The sequence below is a fragment of the Streptomyces sp. cmx-4-9 genome (assembly GCF_046548835.1).
Classification (GTDB): domain Bacteria; phylum Actinomycetota; class Actinomycetes; order Streptomycetales; family Streptomycetaceae; genus Streptomyces.
In genome coordinates, this window is record NZ_JAEBEE010000007.1 from 347,777 (window position 1) to 369,601 (window position 21,825).

Consider the following 21,825-nt stretch of genomic DNA (forward strand, 5'->3'; position numbering starts at 1 on the left):
GTCGTTCCCCTACACCCCGTCGACCTTGGACTGCACGGGCTGGAAACTGCTGCCCGTCAACTGGTCGTTGCCGGTGAAGAGGTTCGAGGCGCCGCGCAGGGCCGTCTTCTCCGAGTCGAGCCGCCCCATCAGCCGTTTGACCTGGTCGTCCCAGTGCGTGTGCGCCTTGGCCAGGCCCACGGCGGTCTCCCATCCGTGGAAGGCCTTGACGGCGCCCTGCGTCGGTTCGTCGGCGGCGTCAGCGGCCTTCTTCGTACCGGGCTGCAGGACGTTCTCGATGGTGTTGGCGGCCTTCTTCTTCTCCGGCGGGGCCGTCGCGAGGACGCCGTAGCCGCCACCGCCGCCCGGGTCCGCGGCGAGCTGGTTCAGCCGCATCTGCGGCGACGGGCCGGCGGCCGCGGCCTGCTTCTGCCGGGCCCACTCCTGCTCGAACGACACCGTTCCCCCTGAGACATCCGTTTCGGCCTTGACCGCCACCACCCTAGCCAGGGGTCCCAGCCGCCCCCGCCGGGACCCCGGGCGGACGGCCGGCCATGGCCGGAACTTGCCGTTGTCTACAGGTGGGTGGGGGCGAACATCTTCAGGGTGGCCGGGAGGACGAGGACGGAGGGGCCCGGCGTGGCCAGGGCCTGCTTGAGGTCCGCCGCCAGCGCCTGCGGGGTGGTCGTGGCCGCCGGGACGCCGAAGGAGGCGGCCAGCGCGACGAAGTCGGGGCGGGCCAGTTCCGTCCCGGTGGCGCTGCCGAAGGAGTCCGTCATGTACGCGCGCAGGATGCCGTAGCCACCGTCGTCCACGATCAGCCAGGTCACGTCCAGGTCGTGCTGGCGGGCCGTGGCCAGGTCGGCGAGGGAGTACATCGCGCCGCCGTCGCCGGACACGGCCAGCACGGGGGTGCCCGGTTCCGCCACGCAGGCGCCGAGGGCCGCGGGGAAGGCGTAGCCGAGGCCGCCCGCGCCCTGGGCCGAGTGCATGGTGTTGGGATGCTTGGGGTCGAAGGCCGACCACGCCCAGTAGGACAGGATCGTCATGTCCCAGAACGACGGCGAGCGGGCGGGCAGGGCGGTGCGGATCGAGGTCAGCAGCTGCTGCTCCAGGCCCACGTCCTGGCCGGCCAGCCGGTCCGCGATGTCCGCGAGGACCGCCTTCACCCGGTCGGCGGCCGACGGGTCCTCGCGCACCGGGACCGTCTCCAGCAGGGCTTGGAGCGCCAGCCGGGCGTCGGCGTGGATGCCGAGGCCGGGGTGGTTGGACTCCAGCTTGCCGAGGTCCGCCTCGATCTGGACGACCCGGCCGGTGGGGAAGAAGGTGTGGTAGTTCGAGGAGAGTTCGCCGAGGCCCGAGCCGACGACCAGCAGGACGTCCGCGCCCTCCAGGAAGTCGGTCATGTGGCGGTCCTCCAGCCAGGACTGGAGGGACAGCGGATGGTTCCAGGGGAAGGCGCCCTTGCCGCCGAAGGTGGTGACGACCGGCGCGTTCAGCCGTTCGGCGAGCTGCTTGAGCTTGCCCGCGGCGTCGGCCCGCACCACACCGCCGCCCGCGACGATCACCGGGCGGGCGGCCTGCGACAGCCAGTGCGCGGCGACCGCCGTCAGCTCGGGTCGCGGGGCCAGCTCGTGCGGGGTGGCGTCCATGCCGGTGACCTGCGGGATGAACGTCTCGGCCCGCAGGACGTCCTCGGGGATCTCCACCCAGACGGGGCCGTGCGGGGCGGTGAGCGCCGACTCCCAGGCCTCGGCGACCACCGAGGGGATCTGCGAGGGGGTGCGGACCACGTGGACGGACTTGACCACGTCCCGGAAGGAGGCGGACTGGTCGCGCAGTTCGTGCAGGTGGCCGCGGCGGCCGCCGCCGAGTCCCGCGACCGGCACCTGGGAGGCGATCGCGAGGACCGGGGCGGAGGCGGCCGCCGCCTCGGCGAGGGCAGGCAGGGCCATCAGGGCGCCGGGGCCGGTGGACAGCAGCAGCGGCACGGCTTCGCCGGTGATGCGGCCGTAGGCGTCGGCGGCGAAGCCGGCGTTGTTCTCCGTGCGCAGGCCGATCAGCCGCAGGTCGGAGCGGCCGACCGCGTCGAAGACGCCGAGCGCGTGCTGGCCCGGCAGGCCGAAGACGGTGGTCGCGCCGAGCGAGCGCAGCGTCTCCACGACCAGGTCTCCGCCCGTGCGGCCCGGCGGCGGTGCGAGGGCGGCCGCCGTCTGGGCCTCGGTGGGACGGAGTACCAGGTCATGGTCGTGCGTCACGGTGCTTGGTTGCCCTTCGCCTTCGCCGCCGCGATCTGACGGCTCATGATCGTCGTGAGTTCGTACGCGGTGTGCGAGGCCGCGACCGAGGTGATCTCGGCGTGATCGTACGCCGGGGCGACCTCGACCACGTCCGCGGAGACCAGGTTGCAGGAGGACAGGCCGCGGATGATCTCCAGGAGCTCGCGGGAGGTCATGCCGCCCGCCTCCGGGGTGCCGGTGCCGGGCGCGTGCGCCGGGTCCAGCACGTCGATGTCGATCGAGATGTAGAGCGGGCGGTCGCCGATGCGCTGGCGCAGCTGGTCCGCGACCTCGTCGGCGCCGCGCCGGTAGACGTCGGCGGAGGTGACGATGCCGAAGCCCATCTTGGCGTCGTCGTCCAGGTCCTGCTTGCCGTACAGCGGGCCGCGGGTACCGACGTGGGAGAGTGCCTCGGTGTCGAGGATGCCCTCCTCGACGGCGCGGCGGAACGGGGTGCCGTGGGTGTACTCGGCGCCGAAGTAGGTGTCCCAGGTATCCAGGTGGGCGTCGAAGTGGAGCAGCGCGACCGGGCCGTGCTTCTTGGCGACCGAGCGCAGCAGCGGCAGGGCGATGGTGTGGTCGCCGCCGAGGGTCATGAGGCGGGAGCCGGCGCCGAGCAGTTCGTCGGCGGCGGCCTCGACCGTCTCGACGGCCTCGTTGATGTTGAAGGGGTTCACGGCGATGTCGCCGGCGTCGGCGACCTGCGCGAGGGCGAAGGGGGAGGCGTCCTGCGCCGGGTTGTACGGGCGCAGCAGGCGGGAGGCCTCGCGGATGGCGTTGCCGCCGAAGCGGGCGCCGGGCCGGTAGGAGACGCCGGAGTCGAAGGGCACCCCGACCACGGCGACGTCGGCGGAGCCGACCTCGTCGAGGCGCGGCAGCCGGGCGAAGGTCGCCGGGCCCGCGTAGCGCGGGATGCGGGAGGAGTCGACGGGGCCGCGCGGCTGCGTGCTCATGGGGGTGCCCTTCTGGAAGTCCTTCGAGTGCGGTCCTTCGAGCGTAAGCGGGTGCCCGCGGACCGCGAAGTGTACGTTTCCTCCATTGAGCCCCCTCTACCTGTACGGAGTATCCATGGAGGCTTTCTCCGTCCCGGCGGCCCCGCCCACCCCGCCGGTCGCACTGGGCGCGCTGCTGCCCGACCGGGAGCTGGGCCTGCGCCACCTCGCGGGGCCCGCGGAGGCCGAGGTGCACGGGGTGCACGCCTCCGAGATGGCCGATCCGTCCCCGTACCTGCTGGGCGGCGAGCTGCTGCTCACGGCGGGGGCGGAACTGGCCGGGGCCGATGCGGGGGCGTATGTGGCCCGGCTCGCCGCGGCCGGGGTGGCGGCGCTCGGCTTCGGAGTCGCCCCCGTGCACGAGGTGGCACCGCCGGGCCTCGCCGAGGCCTGCGAGCGGTACGGGCTGCCCCTGCTGGAGGTCCCGCCCGGTACTCCTTTCAGCGCCGTGGCCCGGGCGGTGTGGCGGCTGATGGCGGGGGCCCGGACGCGGGAGCTGCGGCGGGTCACCGAAGCCCAGCAGTCGCTGGCGGCGGCGGCCGCCCGGCCCGACCCGGTGCCGGCGGTGCTGGCCCGCCTCGCGGCGAGCCTGGGCGGCTGGGCGGCGCTGCTCCCGGCGACGGAACCGGCAGCAGAACCAGAGCCTGCCGCTCCGGAATCCGGGGCGGCGCCGGCGCCGGTGTACGGGGTGGAACCGAAAGCCGGAGCCGCGTCGGGACCCGGGGCGGCACCGGGAGCGGCGCGGGCCGGAGCGGCGGGAGCGGCGCAGGCCGGAGCGGCGGGGCCCGCGCCGGCCGAAGCAGCGGCGGCGGCCCCGGCCGGCGTCGAGGCCGGGCCCGCGCCCGCCGGGGAGGTGCGCGCGGCGGTGGCGGAGCTGGCCCGCCGGGTCGCGCCCGGCGCGGCGGCGACCGCCACCGACACCTTCGGCGGGCTGCACCTGGCCGCCTACGCCGTGGGGGCCGGCCGGGTGCTCGTCCTCGCCGTCCCCTCCCGCGCCCCCGGCGACCACACCGTGGCCTCCGTCGCCGCGGTCCTGCTGGCCCTGCTCACCGCGCACCGCCCGGCCGGCACGGAGGCCGCGGCCCTGACCCGGCTGCTCCTGGACGGGGACCCCGACGCGGCCCTGGCCCCCGGCCCCTGGCACGTGGTGCACGCCCGCGGCTCCGGCGACCCGCGCGCCCTGGCCCAGGCCCTGGGCACCGTCCTGCTGGACCCGGGCGGGGACCCCGTACGCCTGCTCGCCGAGCGCAGCCCGCAGCCGCGGCCCGGATGGCGCCTGGGGGTGAGCGCCCCGGCGGCGCCCGGCGCCCTGGCGGCCGCCGACGGCCAGGCCCGCCGCGCCCTGGAGCGGGCCGAGGCGGCCCGGGCCCCCCTGGCACGGCACGCCGAGCCGGGGTTGGCGGGGCTGATCGGCGAGGACGAGGCCCGGGCGTACGCCGAGGCCCTGCTCGGGCCGCTCTCCCCGGTGCTGCGCGGGACGTTGCGCGGCTGGCTGGCGCACCACGGCGGCTGGGACCGCGCCGCTGCCGCCCTCGGGGTGCACCGCAACACCGTCCGCCAGCGCGTGGCCCGCTGCGCGGAGCTGCTGGGGCGGGACCTGGACGACCCGGACACCCGGATGGAGCTGTGGTTCGCGCTGCGCCGCGAGGAGTCCGGGCCGCCGCGGAGCAGCCCGCACCCGGCCCCCCGCCCGGGCCCGCCCGTCGGGCCCGGGCCGGCGCCCGGTGCGGAGCCACGGCCGGGCGGCTGACACGCCCCGCCGCGGGCCCCGCGCGGCCGCGGCCGGGCGGGGGGCGACCCTACGATGTGCCGCATGCTCGGCATGTGCGTACCGGCGCGGGGCCTCCCCCTCGGGGCGCGGCTGGCCCCGGCCGTCCGCATGCTGGTGTGCGCGGCCGTCCCCTGGTACCTGTGCGTGTGGCTCGGGACGAGCACCGCGCCGGTGCCGGCCGCCCTGCCCGCCGTGCTCATCCTGCGCGAGGACGTGTTCGCCGCGCCCCGGCTGGCCGTGGAGCGGCTGGCGGGGGTGGTCGCGGGCGTCCTGCTGAGCGTGCTGGTCCTGCACTGGCTGCCCCCGGGCGGTCCGTCCTTCGCGGTGCTGCTGGTGTGCGGCTGCGCCGGGATGTTCCTGCTCGGCGGCCCCGGCTCCCCCAACCAGCAGGTTCTGGTCACGGCCCTGGTGGTCTACGCGACGCCGGTGCCCGGCTATCCGCTGGCCCGGCTGGTGGAGAGCGCCGTCGGCATCGCCGTCGTGGTGGTCCTGGGCCCGCTGCTGTGGCTGCCCGACCCGTACCGGCAGGCCGCGGGCGGCCTGGAGGCGTACCGGTCCCGGCTGGGCGCGGTGCTCGGGCGGGTCCGCGCCCGGGCCGCGGCGGGGCGGCCCACGGGCCACGGCCCGCTGGACCCGATGGCGCTGTGGCACCGGCCGTACGAACTGTCCGCCGCACTGGAGCGCGGAACGGGCCGCCTGCTGCTCCTGCCGCCCCGGGCTGCCCCGGACGCAGCCGCGGGCACGCTCCGGGGCCGGCTGCGGCTGGCCGCCCGGACGGCGCCCGCCCTGCTGTTCCTCACCCGGGAGCTGGAGGCCCGGACCGCCGACGGGGCCGTCGGAGGCGCCGGGGCCGCGGGGGCCGACGCCGCGGTGCTCGACCTGGCCCCGCTGATCGGGGCGACCTCCCGGGCCCTCGACGCGGCCCTGGGCGGCGCGGACGGCGCCGACTGCGCGGCCCTGCTGCGCCGGGCCCTGGACCTGGAGGCGGAGCACCGGGCGGCGCACCCCGGCCGGCGCGACACCGCCCTGCGGGCCGGGCTGTACCTCACCCACGAGGCTCTGGCCGACCACCTCGCCCGCGGCGGCGGCTGAACCGGCGCCGAGTCAGGTCGGTCACTCTCTCTGGACAGGGGCGACAACCCGCCGGTAACTTAGTCTGAGCAAGCGCTTAGGCATAAGCGGCGGACCGCCGCGCACCGAAGGGAGCCGGCCGTGCGCCGTACCGTTTTCACCGAGGACCACGAGGCGTTCCGCGAGACCATCCGCGCCTTCATCGAGGCCGAGGTCGTCCCCGTCTACGACGAGTGGTTCCAGGCCGGTCAGGCGCCGCGCGACTTCTACTACAAGCTCGGCGAGCTGGGCGTCTTCGGCATCAACGTCCCCGAGGAGTTCGGCGGCGCGGGCCTGGACACCCACAAGTTCGAGGCCGTCCTGTACGAGGAGACCTCCCGTGCGGGCGTGAACTTCGGCGGCTCCGGCGTGCACGTGCTGCTCGCCCTCCCCTACATCAAGATGCTCTCGACGGACGAGCAGAAGAAGCGCTACCTGCCGAAGTTCGTCACCGGCGAGGAGATGTGGGCCCTGGCGATGACCGAGCCGGGCACCGGCTCCGACGTCGCGGGCATGAAGACCACCGCCAAGCTCTCCGAGGACGGCACCCACTACGTCCTCAACGGCTCCAAGACCTTCATCACCGGCGGCGTCCACGCCGACCGCGTCATCGTCTGCGCCCGCACCTCGGCCCCGCGCGAGGACGACCGCCGCTTCGGCATCTCCCTGTTCGCCGTGGACACCAAGTCCGAGGGCTACTCGATCGGCCGCAAGCTGGACAAGCTGGGCCTGCGCACCTCCGACACCGCCGAGCTGGCGTTCGTCGACGTCAAGGTGCCCGTCGAGGACCTCATGGGCGAGGAGAACAAGGGCTTCTACTACCTCGGCGCCAACCTGCCCTCCGAGCGCTGGGGCATCGCCTTCGGCGCCTACGCGCAGGCCAAGGCCGCCGTCCGGTTCGCCCAGCAGTACGTGACCGACCGCACCGTCTTCGGCAAGCCGGTCGCGCACTTCCAGAACACCAAGTTCGAACTGGCCTCCTGCCAGGCCGAGGTGGACGCCGCCGAGGCGGTCGCCGACCGCGCCCTGGAGGCCCTGGACGCCGGTGAGCTCACCGCCGCCGAGGCCGCCTCCGCGAAGCTGTTCTGCACCGAGGTCGCCCACCGCGTCATCGACAAGTGCCTCCAGCTGCACGGCGGCTACGGCTACATGAACGAGTACCCGATCGCCCGCCTGTACGCCGACAACCGCGTGAACCGCATCTACGGCGGCACCAGCGAGGTCATGAAGTCCATCATCGCCAAGTCGATGGGCCTGTAAGGGACTTCGAGGACCCCGGGACCTCCCGGACCTGCCCTTCACCTTCACCCATGAACGAGGCACTGACGACACTCCTCGACCTGCTCGACCTGGAGCAGATCGAGGAGAACATCTTCCGCGGTACCAGCCGTTCGGCGCTGGTACCGCGCGTCTTCGGCGGTCAGGTCGCGGCCCAGGCACTGGTCGCGGCCGGCCGCACCGTGCCGGCGGACCGCACCGCGCATTCGCTGCACTCGTACTTCCTGCGCGTCGGCGACCCGGGCGCCCCCATCGTGTACTCGGTGGACCGCATCCGCGACGGACGCTCCTTCACCACGCGCCGGGTCGTCGCGGTCCAGCACGGGCAGCCCGTCTTCCACCTCTCGGCGTCCTTCCAGGCGTACGAGGACGGCCTGGACCACCAGGCCGCCATGCCGGCCGCACCGGACCCGGAGACCCTGCCCACCGCGGCCGAGGCCCTGCCCGCCTACCGGGAGGTCTTCCGCGACCCGGACACCGTGGAACGCCTGATCGAGGCCCGCGGGGCGGTCGACCTGCGGTACGCCACGGTGCCGCCCTGGGGCAGCGTGGGCCGGCCGGTCGAGCCGCGCTCGCAGGTGTGGTTCCGTACGGCCGGGAAGCTGGAGAGCGAGGACCCGCTGCTCCACACCTGCCTGGCCACGTACGTCTCCGACATGACCCTGCTGGACTCGGTGCTGCTCGCGCACGGACGCGGCGGCTGGGCCGTCGGTGACGTGGTGGGGGCCTCGCTGGACCACGCGATGTGGTTCCACCGGCCGTTCCGCGCGGACGAGTGGCTGCTCTACGACCAGGAGTCCCCCTCGGCGGCAGCCGGCCGGGGCCTGGGCCAGGCCCGCATCTGGACCCAGGACGGCCGGCTGGCCGTCACCGTCATCCAGGAGGGCGTCGTCCGCGTGCCCCGCAGCTGACCGCCCGCCCCGGGCCGGGCGGCGGGCGGCCCCGCGGCGCCCTACAGCAGGCCCGCGGCGTCCAGCAGGTACGCCACCATCGGGTCGTAGAAGCGCGGGTCGCGCACGTGGTCGTCCAGGGGGACCGCCACCTGGAGGGTGCCCTCGGCCTCGCCGAGGAACAGCGCCGGGTCGTTGCAGTCCGCGTAGCCCACCGCGTCCAGGCCCCGCTGCGCCGCGCAGCCCGCCCAGCCGTGGTCGGCGACGACCAGGTCCGGCAGCGGGCGGCCCTCCGCGGCGAGGCCGTCCAGGATCGCGGCCATCGGCTCCGGCGAATGGGTGTGCCACAGCGTCGCGCCCCGCTCCAGCACGGCGACGTCCGCGAACTGCCACACCGAGCCCTCGTCGGCGGTCAGCCCGCGCGGGATCTCCACGATCCCGCAGCCCGCGGCGCGCAGGGCGGCGGCCGTGGCCCGGTGGACGTCCAGCAGGCCGCCCGGGTGGCCGGTGGCGAAGAGCACGCTCTGCCGGTCGAGCGCGGCCTTGCGCAGCCGCGCCGCCAGCCGGTCCAGTCCGCCCACGGTCAGCTCGGGGTCGATGGTGTCCTGGCCGTGGCGGTACGCCGGGTCGTCCACGACCCCGCAGCGCTCCGCCATCACCGCGAGGACGTCCTGCTCGTCGCTCCAGCGGTCGCCCAGTTCCAGGCCGAGCCAGTAGTGCCGGTCGCCGTTGGCGAGCTTGCGGTAGTGCGAGAGGTTGTTGTCGCGGGGCGTGGCCACCTGCCCCGCGATCCGGGTGCGGACCAGGTGGTCGACGAGTTCGGCGCGGCTCGGTACGGACGTCTCTATCGGCTTCGGCATGCGGCCCATTCTGCCGCCGCGGCGGCGCAGCCGTCCTGCCCGTTCCGTCCAGCGGACGCCCCGCCTCACCCCGACAGCGCCCCGAACGCCCCGTTCGCGAGGCGCCGCAGCAGCGCTTCGGTGGCCTCCCGGCCCAGGGCCGCCAGGTGCGGGGTGGAGTTCAGCAGTCCGAAGACGGCGTGCACGGCGACCCGCACCCCGGCCTCGGCGACCTCGGGGTGCAGCTGCCGGACGACGTCCACCCACAGTTCGACGTACTGGCGCTGGAGCTGGCGGACGAGTTTGCGGTCGGTCTCGCGCAGCCGGTCCAGCTCCCGGTCGTGCAGGGTGATCAGGGCGCGGTCGTCGAGGGCGAAGTCGATGTGCCCGTCGATGAGGGAGGCCAGGACCTGCGCCGGGTCGCCCGCCGCTTGCGCCGCCCGGAGCCGGCCGCCGGTCAGCAGCCGCTCGCTGATCCCGACGAGGAGTTCGGCGAGCATGGCGTCCTTGCCCGCGAAGTGCCGGTACAGGCCGGGGCCGCTGATGCCGACCGCGGCGCCTATCTCGTCCACGCCGACCCCGTGGAACCCGCGTGCGGCGAAGAGGCGGGCGGCCTCACTGAGGATCTGCTCGCGACGGGTCGGGGCGGCCGCTCTGGTGCTCATGGGAAACCATTCTAGACAGGGCCGTTAGCGGTCGTTAACCTAAGCTCCACACACGTTAACGACCATTAACAGCGTGCACCGAGCAGGTGGAACGAGCAAGGGAGCTCGACCGATGCAGCAGGCACCAGTGCTGACGAGCGCCGCGGACCCGGCGTCCGAGGCCTGGCGGACCAATGAGGCCGCCCACCGCGAGCTCACCAAGGGCCTGCGGGCCCGGCTCGACGCGGCCCGGCTCGGCGGCGGCGAGAAGGCCCGCGCCCGCCACACCGCCCGCGGGAAACTCCTTCCGCGCGACCGCGTCGACGCCCTCCTGGACCCCGGCTCCCCCTTCCTGGAGCTGGCCCCGCTGGCCGCCGAGGGCATGTACGGGGGCGCCGCGCCCGCCGCCGGGGTGATCGCCGGCATCGGCCGGGTCAGCGGCCGCGAGTGCGTCGTCGTCGCGAACGACGCCACCGTCAAGGGCGGCACGTACTACCCGATGACCGTCAAGAAGCACCTGCGCGCCCAGGAGGTGGCGCTGGAGAACCGTCTCCCCTGCCTCTACCTGGTCGACTCGGGCGGCGCGTTCCTGCCCATGCAGGACGAGGTCTTCCCCGACCGCGAGCACTTCGGGCGGATCTTCTACAACCAGGCGCGGATGTCGGGCGCCGGGATCCCGCAGATCGCCGCGGTCCTCGGGTCCTGCACGGCCGGCGGGGCGTACGTCCCGGCGATGAGCGACGAGGCCGTCATCGTCCGCGGGCAGGGCACGATCTTCCTGGGCGGCCCGCCGCTGGTGAAGGCCGCGACCGGCGAGGTCGTCACCGCGGAGGAGCTGGGCGGCGGCGAGGTCCACTCGCGGACCTCCGGCGTCACCGACCACCTCGCGGAGGACGACGCGCACGCCCTGCGGATCGTCCGGAACATCGTGGCGACCCTGCCGCAGCGCGGGGCGCTGCCCTGGTCGGTGGAGGCGCCCGAGGAGCCCGCGGTGGACCCGTCCGGCCTGTACGGCGCGGTCCCCGTCGACTCCCGCACCCCCTACGACGCCCGCGAGGTCATCGCGCGGATCGTGGACGGCTCCCGCTTCCAGGAGTTCAAGTCGGAGTTCGGCCAGACCCTGGTCACCGGCTTCGCCCGGATCCACGGGCACCCGGTCGGGATCGTCGCCAACAACGGCATCCTGTTCTCCGAGTCCGCCCAGAAGGGCGCCCACTTCATCGAGCTGTGCGACCAGCGCGGCATCCCGCTGCTCTTCCTCCAGAACATCTCCGGCTTCATGGTCGGACGGGACTACGAAGCGGGCGGCATCGCCAAGCACGGGGCCAAGATGGTCACGGCGGTGGCCTGTACCCGGGTCCCGAAGCTGACCGTGGTGGTCGGCGGCTCGTACGGCGCGGGCAACTACTCGATGTGCGGCCGGGCGTACTCGCCGCGGTTCCTGTGGATGTGGCCGAACGCCAAGATCTCCGTGATGGGCGGGGAGCAGGCCGCCTCGGTGCTGGCCACGGTCAAACGGGACCAGATCGAGGGCGCCGGGCAGGACTGGCCCGCCGAGGACGAGGAGGCCTTCAAGGCCCCGGTCCGTGCGCAGTACGAGGAGCAGGGCAACGCCTACTACGCCACCGCGCGGCTGTGGGACGACGGGGTCATCGACCCGGTGGAGACCCGGCAGGTGCTGGGACTGGCCCTGACCGCCTGCGCGAACGCCCCGCTGCAGGATTCCGGCTTCGGCATCTTCCGTATGTGACGTGAGGACCTCTTCGATGTTCAGCACTGTTCTGGTCGCCAACCGGGGCGAGATCGCGGTACGCGTCATCCGCACCCTGCGGGAGCTCGGCATCCGCTCCGTGGCCGTCTTCAGCGATGCGGACGCCGACGCCCGGCACGTCCGGGAGGCCGACACGGCCGTCCGGATCGGCCCTGCGGCCGCCGCCGAGAGCTACCTGTCGGTGGAGCGGCTCCTGGACGCCGCCCGGCGCACCGGCGCCGAGGCCGTCCACCCCGGCTACGGCTTCCTCGCGGAGAACGCGGCCTTCGCCCGGGCCTGCGGCGAGGCCGGGCTGGCCTTCATCGGCCCGCCGGCGAGCGCGATCTCCCTGATGGGCGACAAGATCCGCGCGAAGGAGACGGTCAAGGCTGCGGGCGTGCCCGTGGTCCCCGGCTCCTCCGGCAGCGGCCTGACCGACGCCGAACTGGCGTCCGCGGCCGCGGAGATCGGCATGCCGGTCCTGCTCAAGCCCTCGGCGGGCGGCGGCGGCAAGGGCATGCGGCTCGTCCGCGACGCCTCGGTGCTGGCCGAAGAGATCGCGGCGGCCCGCCGCGAGGCCCGCTCCTCCTTCGGCGACGACACGCTCCTCGTGGAGCGCTGGATCGACCGGCCCCGGCACATCGAGATCCAGGTCCTCGCCGACGCCCACGGCAACGTGGTCCACCTCGGCGAGCGCGAGTGCTCGCTGCAGCGCCGCCACCAGAAGGTGATCGAGGAGGCCCCCTCGGTCCTCCTCGACGAGAAGACCCGGGCGGCGATGGGCGAGGCGGCGGTCGAGGCGGCCCGCTCGTGCGGGTACGTGGGCGCGGGCACCGTGGAGTTCATCGTCCCCGGCGAGGACCCCTCCTCGTACTACTTCATGGAGATGAACACCCGCCTCCAGGTCGAGCACCCGGTGACGGAGCTGGTCACCGGCCTGGACCTGGTGGAGCAGCAGCTGCGCGTCGCGGCGGGCACGCCGCTGGGCCTCACGCAGTCCGACGTCCGGCTGACCGGGCACGCCATCGAGGCGCGCGTCTGCGCCGAGGACCCGGCGCGCGGCTTCCTGCCGTCCGGCGGCACGGTCCTGGCCCTGTCCGAGCCCTCGGGCGGGGCGGTGCGCACCGACTCCGGCCTGAGCGCGGGCGTCCCGGTGGGTTCGGCGTACGACCCGATGCTGTCCAAGGTCATCGCGTACGGGCCGGACCGTGCGGCGGCCCTGCGGGTGCTGCGGGGCGCCCTCGCGGACACGGTGATCCTGGGCGTCCAGACCAACACGGGCTTCCTGCGTCGCCTGCTGGCCCACCCGGACGTGGTCTCGGGCAACCTGGACACCGGGCTGGTCGAACGCGACCTGGCGGGGCTCCTGCCGCAGGGGGTGCCGCCGCAGGTGTACGCGGCGGCAGCCCTGCTGGCGCAGCCGGGAGCGGCGCCGGCGGCGGGCTGGGTCGACCCCTTCGACTCCGGCACCGGCTGGCGGCTGGGCGGCGTCCCCGCCTGGACGGTCCGCCACTTCCGCCTCCCCGGCCAGGACCCGGTGGAGGTCCGCACCCGCCCGCTGGGCCCGGACACGGAGCTGCTCCTGCCCGGCCCCGCCGAGGACGCCCCGGCCGCGCCGGTCCGCGGCCGGGTCGTGGCCCGCACCGCGTCCGCCGTCACCGTCGAACTCGACGGCGTCACGCACCGGTTCAGCCACGCCGCCTCCCCGGAGGGGGTCTGGCTCGGCCAGGACGGCGACAGCTGGCACGTCCGGGACCACGACCCCGTCGAGGCGGGCCTGGGCGGCGCCGGACGCGGCGGCGCGGACACCCTCGCCGCCCCGATGCCCGGCACCGTCACCGTGGTGAAGGTCGCGGTCGGCGACCGGGTCGCCGCCGGGCAGAGCCTGCTCGTCGTCGAGGCCATGAAGATGGAGCACGTCATCTCCGCCCCGCATGCCGGAACCGTCACCGAGCTGGACGTCTTCCCCGGCACCACCGTGGCCATGGACCAGGTCCTGGCCGTGGTCAGCCCGGACGGCGACGAGGAGGCGGACGCATGAGCGGCCTGCCCATGACCGTCCCGGCGGACGGCCTCCCGGCCCGCGTGCGGATCCACGAGGTCGGCGCCCGCGACGGGCTGCAGAACGAGAAGGCGACCGTCCCCACCGCCGTGAAGGCCGAGTTCGTGCACCGGCTGGCAGCGGCGGGGCTCACCACCATCGAGGCCACCAGCTTCGTCCACCCCGCATGGGTGCCCCAGCTCGCGGACGCCGAGCAGCTCTTCCCGCTGCTCGGCGACGTGCAGGCGGCGCTGCCCGTGCTCGTCCCCAACGAACGCGGCCTCGACCGGGCGCTGGCTCTGGGCGCCACCCGCATCGCCGTCTTCGGTTCGGCCACCGAGACCTTCGCCGCCCGCAACCTCAACCGCACCGTCGCCGAGTCCCTCGACATGTTCGCGCCGGTCGTGGCCCGGGCCGTGCAGGGCGGGGCCCACGTCCGCGGCTACCTGTCGATGTGCTTCGGCGACCCCTGGGAGGGCGCGGTCCCGGTCCCCCAGGTGGTCCGCGTCGCCAAGGCCCTGCTCGACCTCGGCTGCGACGAGCTCAGCCTCGGCGACACCATCGGCGTCGCCACCCCCGGCCACGTCCGCGCCCTGCTGTCGGCGCTGAACGAGGAGGGCGTGGGCACCGACCGGATCGGCGTGCACTTCCACGACACCTACGGACAGGCCCTGTCCAACACCCTCGCCGCGCTCCAGCACGGCGTGACCACGGTCGACGCCTCCGCCGGCGGCCTCGGCGGCTGCCCGTACGCCAAGAGCGCCACCGGCAACCTCGCCACCGAGGACCTGGTGTGGATGCTCGACGGCCTCGGCATCGAGACCGGGGTCGACCTTGCCGCCCTCACCACCACCAGCGTGTGGATGGCGCAGCAGCTGGGGCGCCCCAGCCCCTCCCGTACCGTCCGCGCCCTCTCCCACAAGGAGTAAGTGACTCATGTCCCTCGACCACCGGCTCACCCCCGAGCACGAGGAACTCCGCCGCACCGTCGAGGCGTTCGCGCACGACGTGATCGCGCCGAAGATCGGCGACCTGTACGAGCGCCACGAGTTCCCGTACGAGATCGTCGCCGAGATGGGCCGCATGGGCCTGTTCGGCCTGCCCTTCCCCGAGGAGTACGGCGGCATGGGCGGCGACTACCTCGCCCTCGGGATCGCCCTGGAGGAGCTGGCCCGCGTCGACTCCTCGGTCGCCATCACCCTGGAGGCCGGGGTCTCCCTGGGCGCCATGCCGCTCTACCTCTTCGGCTCCGAGGAGCAGAAGCGGCAGTGGCTGCCGAAGATGTGCTCCGGCGAGGTCCTGGGTGCGTTCGGGCTGACCGAGCCGGGCGCGGGCAGCGACGCCGGCGGCACCCGCACCACGGCCGTCCGGGACGGCGACGAATGGGTGATCAACGGTTCGAAGTGCTTCATCACCAACTCCGGTACGGACATCACGGGCCTGGTCACCGTCACCGCCGTCACGGGCCGCACGGCGGACGGCCGCCCGCTGATCTCCTCGATCATCGTCCCGTCCGGCACCCCGGGCTTCACGGTGGCCGCGCCGTACTCCAAGGTCGGCTGGAACTCCTCGGACACCCGCGAGCTGTCCTTCGACGGCGTACGGGTCCCCCTGGCCAACCTCGTCGGCGAGGAGGGCCGCGGCTACGCCCAGTTCCTGCGCATTCTCGACGAGGGCCGCATCGCCATCTCCGCGCTCGCGACGGGTCTCGCGCAGGGCTGCGTGGACGAATCGGTGAAGTACGCCAAGGAGCGGCACGCCTTCGGCAAGGCCATCGGCGACAACCAGGCGATCCAGTTCAAGCTGGCGGACATGGAGATGCGCGCCCACATGGCGCGCATCGGCTGGCGTGACGCGGCGTCCCGGCTGGTGGCGGGTGAGCCCTTCAAGAAGGAGGCGGCGATCGCGAAGCTGTACTCCTCGACGGTGGCCGTGGACAACGCCCGCGAGGCCACGCAGATCCACGGCGGGTACGGCTTCATGAACGAGTACCCGGTGGCCCGCATGTGGCGCGACTCGAAGATCCTGGAGATCGGTGAGGGCACCAGCGAGGTCCAGCGCATGCTGATCGCCCGCGAGTTGGGCTTCTCCTCCTAGTGCTGCGCCCGGAAGGGTTCACCGGGCACAGCACCAGGACGCCGGGTCCCGCCCGCACGCACGGCGGGCGGGCGGGACCGTACGGCCTTGCAGACCACCGCCCGCGAACGGGGCGGCGCACACCGGAACGGGTCCCTCCGGAAAGCTCTTCATAGGTTAGGCTAACCTTCCTTACTCAGGGCCAGGTGGCCGCTCCTCGTACGAAAACGGACCCCTCATGCGCACGCCCCGTACCTCCCCCCTCTCCCGTCGCAGCCTCATCGCGGCCGGCGGCGCCCTCGGGCTCGTCGCCGCGCTCACCGCATGCGGCAGCACCGATGCGGCGAAGGGGGACGGCGCGACGGGCGCCGCCGCGGGCGCCTGGTCCTTCACGGACGACCTGGGCAAGGAGATCAGCCTGAAGGCGAAGCCGAAGAACATCGTCGCCTTCACCGGCACCGCCGCCGCCCTCCACGACTACGGCGTACCCGTCAAGGGCGTGTTCGGCCCGACCAAGACCGCCGACGGCAAGCCCGACGTGCAGGCCGGCTCCCTGGACATCTCCAAGGTCGAGATCCTGGGCAACGTCTACGACCAGTTCAACGTGGAGAAGTACGCCTCCCTCCAGCCGGACCTGCTCGTCACCAACACCTGGGACGGCAGCTACTGGTACGTCCCGGAGGCCTCCAAGGACAAGATCCTCAAGCTGGCGCCGGCCGCCGCGGTCTCCGTGGGCGGTGACACCTCCCTGCCCAAGGCGCTGGAGCGCACCGCCGACCTCGCCAGGTCCCTCGGCGCCGACCTCGACGCCAAGAACGTGGTCGACGCCAAGGCCCGCTTCGAGGCCGCGTCGGGCAAGGTCCGCGAGGCGGTCAAGGCGAACCCCGGCATCAAGGTGCTCGCGGGTTCCGGCGCGGACGCCCTGTTCTACGCCTCCACCCCGGACACCGCGGCCGACCTCAAGTACTTCAAGGAGCTGGGCGTCGAGTTCGTCACCCCGGACAAGCTGGACGCAGGCGGCTTCTTCGAAGGCCTGAGCTGGGAGAACGCCGGCAAGTACCCGGCCGACCTGATCCTGCTGGACAACCGCAGCAGCGCCCTGCAGCCCGAGCAGCTGAAGGCGAAGCCCACCTGGGCCGAGCTGCCCGCGGTCAAGGCGAACCAGGTGGCCCCGCGGACCAGCGAGCCGATCTACTCCTACGACAAGTGCGCCCAGATCCTGGAGGACCTCGCGAAGTCCCTCCAGAACGCCAAGAAGGTCAGCTGACCCGGACGCCCGGGGCCGACCCCGGCGACGCCTGCGGCCAGGGCACCTCGGCCGTCCGGTGGTAGCCGATGCCCCGGGCGTCCAGGCGGGGCCCCTGCGCCGCGAGCCGGTGGCGGTAGGCGGCCCAGTCCGCGGGGCCCGTGCTCCAGCCCAGTTCGGCCAGGCCCAGGACCCGGGGGAAGGCCATGAGTTCGAGGTCCTCCCGGGTCGCGACGTTCTCCGTCCACAGGGCGGCCTCGACGCCCAGCACCGCGGACTCCGGTACTCCGTCCAGGTAGGACCCGGGATCCCAGGCGTAGCTGCGCTGGACCGGGACGTAACCGGCCCAGGACAGGCCCGGCTTGGTCTGCGGGTCGTACTTCATGTCCAGGTAGGCGCGGTCCGCCGGCGACAGGATGACCGGGTGCCCGGCCTTCGCCGCCGCCGCGACGGCCGCCTTCTCCGCCGCCGCGGTCCTGTCGTGGCCCCAGTACTGGAGCACCGCGCCCTTCGCCGGCCGGGCCGCCGCCAGCTGGTGCCAGGCCACCACGGTCTTGCCGTGCCGGCCCACCACGGCCTGCGCCCGGTCCATGAAGGCCGCGTAGTCCGCCGCCGGGGTCGCGTGCGCCTCGTCGCCGCCGATGTGGAGGTAGCGGCCCGGGGTCAGCCGCGCGATCTCGCCGAGCACCTCGTCGATGAAGGTGTAGGTGCGCTCCTTGCCGACGCACAGCGAGCTGAAGCCCACCTTGGTCCCGGTGTAGCGGGGCGGAGCCTTGCCGTCGCAGGTGAGTTCGGCGTAGGAGGCCAGGGCGGCGTTCACGTGGCCCGGCATGTCGATCTCGGGGACCACCTCCACGAACCGCTCGGCGGCGTACGCCACCAGCTCGCGGTAGTCCTCCTTGGTCCAGTACCCGCCGGGCCCCCCTCCGACCTCGCCGACTCCGCCGTACTGCGCCAGCCGCGGCCAGGAGTCGACCGCGATCCGCCAGCCCTGGTCGTCCGTCAGGTGCAGGTGCAGGGTGTTGACCTTGTACGCGACCAGCTGGTCCACGTACCTCTTGACCTGCCCGACCGTGAAGAAGTGCCGGGCGATGTCGAGCATCGCCCCGCGGTGGGCGAAGCGCGGCCGGTCGGTGACCGTCCCGCCGGGAACCGTCCCGGGCCCTGCCGCCGGCACCAGCTGGCGCAGGGTCTGTCCCGCGTGGAAGAGCCCCGCCGGAGTCCGCGCGGTGAGCGTGACCCCGTCCGGGCCGGACTCCAGCCGGTACCCCTCCTCACCCACCCCCGCGGCCTGCTCGTCGATCCGGAGCCGGATGCCCTCCTGCCCGGCCCCCTCCACCACCGGCAGGGGCAGGCCGCTGGGCCCGCGCAGCTGCTCGGCGAGGAGCTCGCCGACCTGCCGCACCTGCGCCCCCGCGCCGGGGCGCGTCCGGATGACCGTCCCGGGCCCGAAGGCGTACCCGCGTCCTGCGGCATGCGCCGAGAGGGGGGCCGGCAGGAGCTGTTCGTAGGGGGCGAGGGCGGCGGGGCGCCGGTCGCCGGGTCTGGTGTCGTCCCCGTGGGCGGGCGTGCCGGCGGCGCCCAGGAGCGGGGCCGTGCCGAGGAGCAGGAGGGTGCCGAGCGCGTGTCGCAGGACTCTCATGCGCCCAGGTATAGGCCACCGGGGCCGCCGGGGCCGGTGCGAGAATCACCGGATGGCGGAAATCATCCAGAAGGACGGCACGTGGACCTTCGACGGGGACACGGTGCGCATCGTGCCGGGCCGCGACAAGGGGGTGGGCCTGCTGCGCCAGACGCTCGGTGAAGTGGCGGTGCCGCTGCGGGCGGTGGCCGGGATCAGCCATGAGCCGGGCCGCAAGGCCGGCCGGCTGCGACTGCGGCTGCGCGACGGCGCGGACCCGCTGCTCCAGGTGACCGGGGGACGCCTGCCGGAGTCCTCCGATCCGTACCGGCTCACCGTGGAGACGGACCGCAGCGGGGTGGCGGAGTACTTCGTGGACGAGGTGCGCAACGCGCTGCTGCTGGAGCAGGTGGAGAGCGGGCCGACGGTCGCGTACCTGCTGCCGGGCCCGGCCGTGCCGGTGACGGTGAGCGCGGGCGACGGCACGGTGGCCTTCGACGGCGACCGGGTGGTGCTCGAATGGAACTGGAAGACGGAGGACGCCAAGAGTTCCGGCGGGGCGCGCTCGTTCCGGGTCGCGGACGTGCGGTCGGTGGACTGGTACCCGGCCGTGGGCCTGGAGAACGGCTGGCTCCGGTTCACCCTGGCCGGGGCGACGGCTTCGGCGCCCGCGGCCAAGTACGACCCGCATGCGGTGGAGCTCTTCGGGTTCCGGAAGGACCCGCTGATGGCGCTGGTCGCGGCGGCCGTCGCGGTGCGGCTGCCGCATCCGGCGGCCGAGCCCGCCGACGCGGTGCCCGCGCCGGCCGCGGCCCTGACGGCGGTGGAGGCGGTCCGGGCCGCGGAGGAGCCCGCCGACCACGACGCCCTGCTGAGGCGGCTGCGCGAACTCGGTGAGCTGCACCAGTCGGGGATTCTCACCGCTGAGGAGTTCACGGCCGCCAAGCAGGCCGTTTTGCGGCGTTTCTGACCGGATCCATCCATTCCGCTGGTCCAGACCAGGAAGATCCTGCCCGGATTCGGGCAGGATCTTTGCATTGCACGGTGCGAGCCGCCAGTATCTACGGGTGCTCGATCGCCGCCCGTCGCATGACGACCTCGTCGACCACCTGGTGCGCAGCACCGCGCTGCAGCGCGGGGAGGCCGCCCGGGTGGTGCTCGACGTGCTGGCGTACTTCGACGAGACGACCGAGGAGTTCGTCCGCCGCCGCCACCGCGAACTGCAGTCCGGCGGAGCGGTCAACACGGAGATCTTCGAGCGGATCGCGGCCGAACTGCCGCACCGCGCCGTGGCGCCCCCGGAGCTCTCGCTCCGGCAGCTGCGCCGCATCGTCTACGGCTGAGGCCGGGCCGCTTCGGCGGCCTCGGACGGGTACACGAACCGAACTTCAGGAGGGGCAGAACCGTATGTGTGGAATCGTCGGTTACATCGGCAAGCGCGACGTGGCACCGCTGCTGCTGGAAGGCCTGCAGCGCCTTGAGTACCGCGGCTACGACTCCGCGGGCATCGTCGTCAACAGCCCGAAGGCCAGCGCCCTGAAGGTCGTCAAGGCCAAGGGCCGGGTCCGCGAGCTGGAGAGCCGCGTCCCCAAGCGCTTCGCCGGCACCACCGGCATCGCCCACACCCGCTGGGCCACGCACGGCGCCCCGAGCGACCTCAACTCGCACCCGCACCTCGACCCCGAGAACCAGGTCGCCGTCGTCCACAACGGCATCGTGGACAACGCCTCCGAGCTGCGCGCCCGGCTCGAAGGCGAGGGCGTGGTCTTCGCCTCGGAAACCGACACCGAGGTCATCACCCACCTGGTCGCCCGCTCCGCCGCCGCCTCCCTGGAGGAGAAGGTGCGCGAGGCGCTCAAGCTGATCGAGGGCACCTACGGCATCGCCGTGATGCACGCCGACTTCCCGGACCGCATCGTGGTCGCCCGCAACGGCTCCCCGGTGGTCCTCGGCATCGGCGAGAAGGAGATGTTCGTCGCCTCGGACGTCGCCGCCCTCGTCGCCCACACCCGCCAGGTCGTGACCCTCGGGGACGGCGAGATGGCCACCCTGAAGGCCGACGACTTCCGCACCTACACCACGAGCGGCACGACGACCACCGCCACCCCGGAGACCGTGGAGTGGGAGGCCGCCTCCTACGACATGGGCGGCCACGACACCTACATGCACAAGGAGATCTCCGAGCAGGCCGACGCGGTCGACCGCGTCCTGCGCGGCCGGATCGACGACCGCTTCAACACGGTGCACCTGGGCGGCCTGAACCTGGACCCGCGCGAGGCGCGCGGCATTCGCCGGGTCAAGATCCTGGGCTGCGGCACCTCGTACCACGCGGGCCTGATCGGCGCCGGCCTCATCGAGAGCCTGGCGCGCATCCCGGCCGACGCCGAACCCGCCTCCGAGTTCCGCTACCGCAACCCGGTCGTCGACCCCGACACCCTCTACATCGCGGTCTCCCAGTCCGGTGAGACGTACGACGTGCTGGCGGCGGTGCAGGAGCTCAAGCGCAAGGGCGCCCGCGTCCTCGGCGTGGTCAACGTGGTCGGTTCCGCGATCGCCCGCGAGGCCGACGGCGGCGTGTACGTGCACGCCGGCCCCGAGGTCTGCGTCGTCTCCACGAAGTGCTTCACCAACACGGTGGTGGCCTTCGCGCTGCTGGCCGTGCACCTGGGCCGGATCCGGGACCTGTCCGTCACCGACGGCAAGCGGATCATCGAGGGCCTGCGCAAGCTCCCCGCGCAGATCCAGGAGATCCTGGAGGGCGAGGAGGACATCAAGAAGCTGGCGGCGCAGTACGCCGAGGCGAAGTCGATGATGTTCATCGGCCGGGTCCGCGGCTACCCGGTGGCCCTGGAGGCCTCCCTCAAGCTCAAGGAGATCTCCTACATCCACGCCGAGGCCTACCCGGCCTCCGAGCTCAAGCACGGCCCGCTCGCGCTCATCGAGCCGGCGATGCCGACGGTCGCGATCGTCCCGGACGACGACCTGCTGGAGAAGAACCGTGCCGCGCTGGAGGAGATCAAGGCCCGCAGCGGCCGCATCCTCGCGGTCGCCCACCGCGAGCAGGAGAAGGCCGACCACACCATCCTCGTGCCCAAGAACGAGGACGAGCTGGACCCGATCCTGATGGGCATCCCGCTCCAGCTGCTGGCGTACCACACCGCCCTGGCCCTGGGCCGGGACATCGACAAGCCGCGCAACCTGGCCAAGTCGGTCACCGTCGAGTAGTCGGCCCGGCGGCCGTCGACGCAGCCCGGCCGAGCACCGCGGAGAGCCGCCGAGAGCCGGGGAGAACCGCCGAGAACCGCCGAG

At 73.7% G+C, this 21,825-nt stretch carries 18 protein-coding genes; 12 read left to right on the forward strand and 6 right to left on the reverse strand.

Annotated elements, in window-relative coordinates:
• Positions 1-9: 9 nt before the first annotated feature.
• From ACLJTM_RS23190 to speB, 3 genes are all read right to left on the reverse strand, one after another.
• Complete coding sequence (locus ACLJTM_RS23190) at positions 10-438, reverse strand: hypothetical protein (RefSeq protein WP_411105602.1); 429 nt, start codon at positions 436-438, stop codon at positions 10-12.
• Positions 439-554: 116 nt separating this feature from the next.
• Positions 555-2,237: a thiamine pyrophosphate-binding protein gene (locus ACLJTM_RS23195; protein ID WP_411105603.1), complete on the reverse strand. Its 1,683-nt coding sequence runs from the start codon at positions 2,235-2,237 to the stop codon at positions 555-557.
• Positions 2,234-3,211: an agmatinase gene (gene speB, locus ACLJTM_RS23200; protein ID WP_390536937.1), complete on the reverse strand. Its 978-nt coding sequence runs from the start codon at positions 3,209-3,211 to the stop codon at positions 2,234-2,236. Before speB ends, ACLJTM_RS23195 begins: the two co-directional genes overlap by 4 nt.
• 115 nt (positions 3,212-3,326) lie before the next feature.
• Between speB and ACLJTM_RS23205 the strand changes: the two genes are divergently transcribed.
• From ACLJTM_RS23205 to ACLJTM_RS23220, 4 genes are all read left to right on the forward strand, one after another.
• Positions 3,327-5,000, forward strand: coding sequence for a helix-turn-helix domain-containing protein (locus ACLJTM_RS23205; protein WP_411105604.1), 1,674 nt, complete (start codon positions 3,327-3,329; stop codon positions 4,998-5,000).
• Positions 5,001-5,063: 63 nt separating this feature from the next.
• On the forward strand, positions 5,064-6,113 hold the full coding sequence (locus ACLJTM_RS23210; RefSeq protein ID WP_411105605.1) for an FUSC family protein: 1,050 nt from the start codon (positions 5,064-5,066) through the stop codon (positions 6,111-6,113).
• Positions 6,114-6,233: 120 nt separating this feature from the next.
• Positions 6,234-7,391: an acyl-CoA dehydrogenase family protein gene (locus ACLJTM_RS23215; protein WP_383806165.1), complete on the forward strand. Its 1,158-nt coding sequence runs from the start codon at positions 6,234-6,236 to the stop codon at positions 7,389-7,391.
• A gap of 50 nt (positions 7,392-7,441) precedes the next feature.
• A complete protein-coding gene (locus ACLJTM_RS23220) occupies positions 7,442-8,320 on the forward strand; it encodes an acyl-CoA thioesterase (protein WP_411105606.1) in 879 nt (292 codons plus the stop codon).
• A gap of 41 nt (positions 8,321-8,361) precedes the next feature.
• Here the strand turns inward: ACLJTM_RS23220 and ACLJTM_RS23225 are convergent, their stop codons facing one another.
• Both ACLJTM_RS23225 and ACLJTM_RS23230 read right to left on the reverse strand, forming a co-directional pair.
• A complete protein-coding gene (locus ACLJTM_RS23225; RefSeq protein WP_411105607.1) occupies positions 8,362-9,168 on the reverse strand; it encodes a phosphatase in 807 nt (268 codons plus the stop codon).
• A gap of 56 nt (positions 9,169-9,224) precedes the next feature.
• Positions 9,225-9,803, reverse strand: coding sequence for a TetR/AcrR family transcriptional regulator (locus ACLJTM_RS23230; protein ID WP_411105608.1), 579 nt, complete (start codon positions 9,801-9,803; stop codon positions 9,225-9,227).
• A 112-nt stretch (positions 9,804-9,915) separates the two neighbouring features.
• On the opposite strand from ACLJTM_RS23230, the gene ACLJTM_RS23235 reads away from it, so the two are divergent.
• From ACLJTM_RS23235 to ACLJTM_RS23255, 5 genes are all read left to right on the forward strand, one after another.
• Complete coding sequence (locus ACLJTM_RS23235) at positions 9,916-11,532, forward strand: carboxyl transferase domain-containing protein (RefSeq protein WP_411105609.1); 1,617 nt, start codon at positions 9,916-9,918, stop codon at positions 11,530-11,532.
• A gap of 16 nt (positions 11,533-11,548) precedes the next feature.
• Entirely contained in the window at positions 11,549-13,573 is a 2,025-nt protein-coding gene (locus ACLJTM_RS23240) for an acetyl-CoA carboxylase biotin carboxylase subunit (RefSeq protein ID WP_411105610.1), read from the forward strand.
• A complete protein-coding gene (locus ACLJTM_RS23245) occupies positions 13,570-14,502 on the forward strand; it encodes a hydroxymethylglutaryl-CoA lyase (RefSeq protein WP_411105611.1) in 933 nt (310 codons plus the stop codon). The genes ACLJTM_RS23240 and ACLJTM_RS23245 overlap by 4 nt, the downstream gene beginning before the upstream one ends.
• Before the next feature lie 7 nt (positions 14,503-14,509).
• On the forward strand, positions 14,510-15,670 hold the full coding sequence (locus ACLJTM_RS23250; RefSeq protein WP_411105612.1) for an acyl-CoA dehydrogenase family protein: 1,161 nt from the start codon (positions 14,510-14,512) through the stop codon (positions 15,668-15,670).
• A gap of 217 nt (positions 15,671-15,887) precedes the next feature.
• Positions 15,888-16,916 (forward strand): ABC transporter substrate-binding protein, encoded by a 1,029-nt coding sequence (locus ACLJTM_RS23255; RefSeq protein ID WP_411105613.1) that lies wholly within the window; start codon positions 15,888-15,890, stop codon positions 16,914-16,916.
• On the opposite strand, the gene ACLJTM_RS23260 is transcribed toward ACLJTM_RS23255, so the two are convergent.
• Entirely contained in the window at positions 16,909-18,537 is a 1,629-nt protein-coding gene (locus ACLJTM_RS23260) for a beta-N-acetylhexosaminidase (protein ID WP_411105614.1), read from the reverse strand. The genes ACLJTM_RS23255 and ACLJTM_RS23260 overlap by 8 nt on opposite strands.
• Positions 18,538-18,589: 52 nt before the next feature.
• On the opposite strand from ACLJTM_RS23260, the gene ACLJTM_RS23265 reads away from it, so the two are divergent.
• From ACLJTM_RS23265 to glmS, 3 genes are all read left to right on the forward strand, one after another.
• On the forward strand, positions 18,590-19,486 hold the full coding sequence (locus tag ACLJTM_RS23265) for a DUF4429 domain-containing protein (RefSeq protein WP_411105615.1): 897 nt from the start codon (positions 18,590-18,592) through the stop codon (positions 19,484-19,486).
• A gap of 97 nt (positions 19,487-19,583) precedes the next feature.
• A complete protein-coding gene (locus ACLJTM_RS23270) occupies positions 19,584-19,859 on the forward strand; it encodes a hypothetical protein (protein WP_329101771.1) in 276 nt (91 codons plus the stop codon).
• A 64-nt stretch (positions 19,860-19,923) separates the two neighbouring features.
• A complete protein-coding gene (glmS, locus tag ACLJTM_RS23275; RefSeq protein ID WP_411105616.1) occupies positions 19,924-21,741 on the forward strand; it encodes a glutamine--fructose-6-phosphate transaminase (isomerizing) in 1,818 nt (605 codons plus the stop codon).
• The last annotated feature ends 84 nt before the right edge of the window (positions 21,742-21,825 follow it).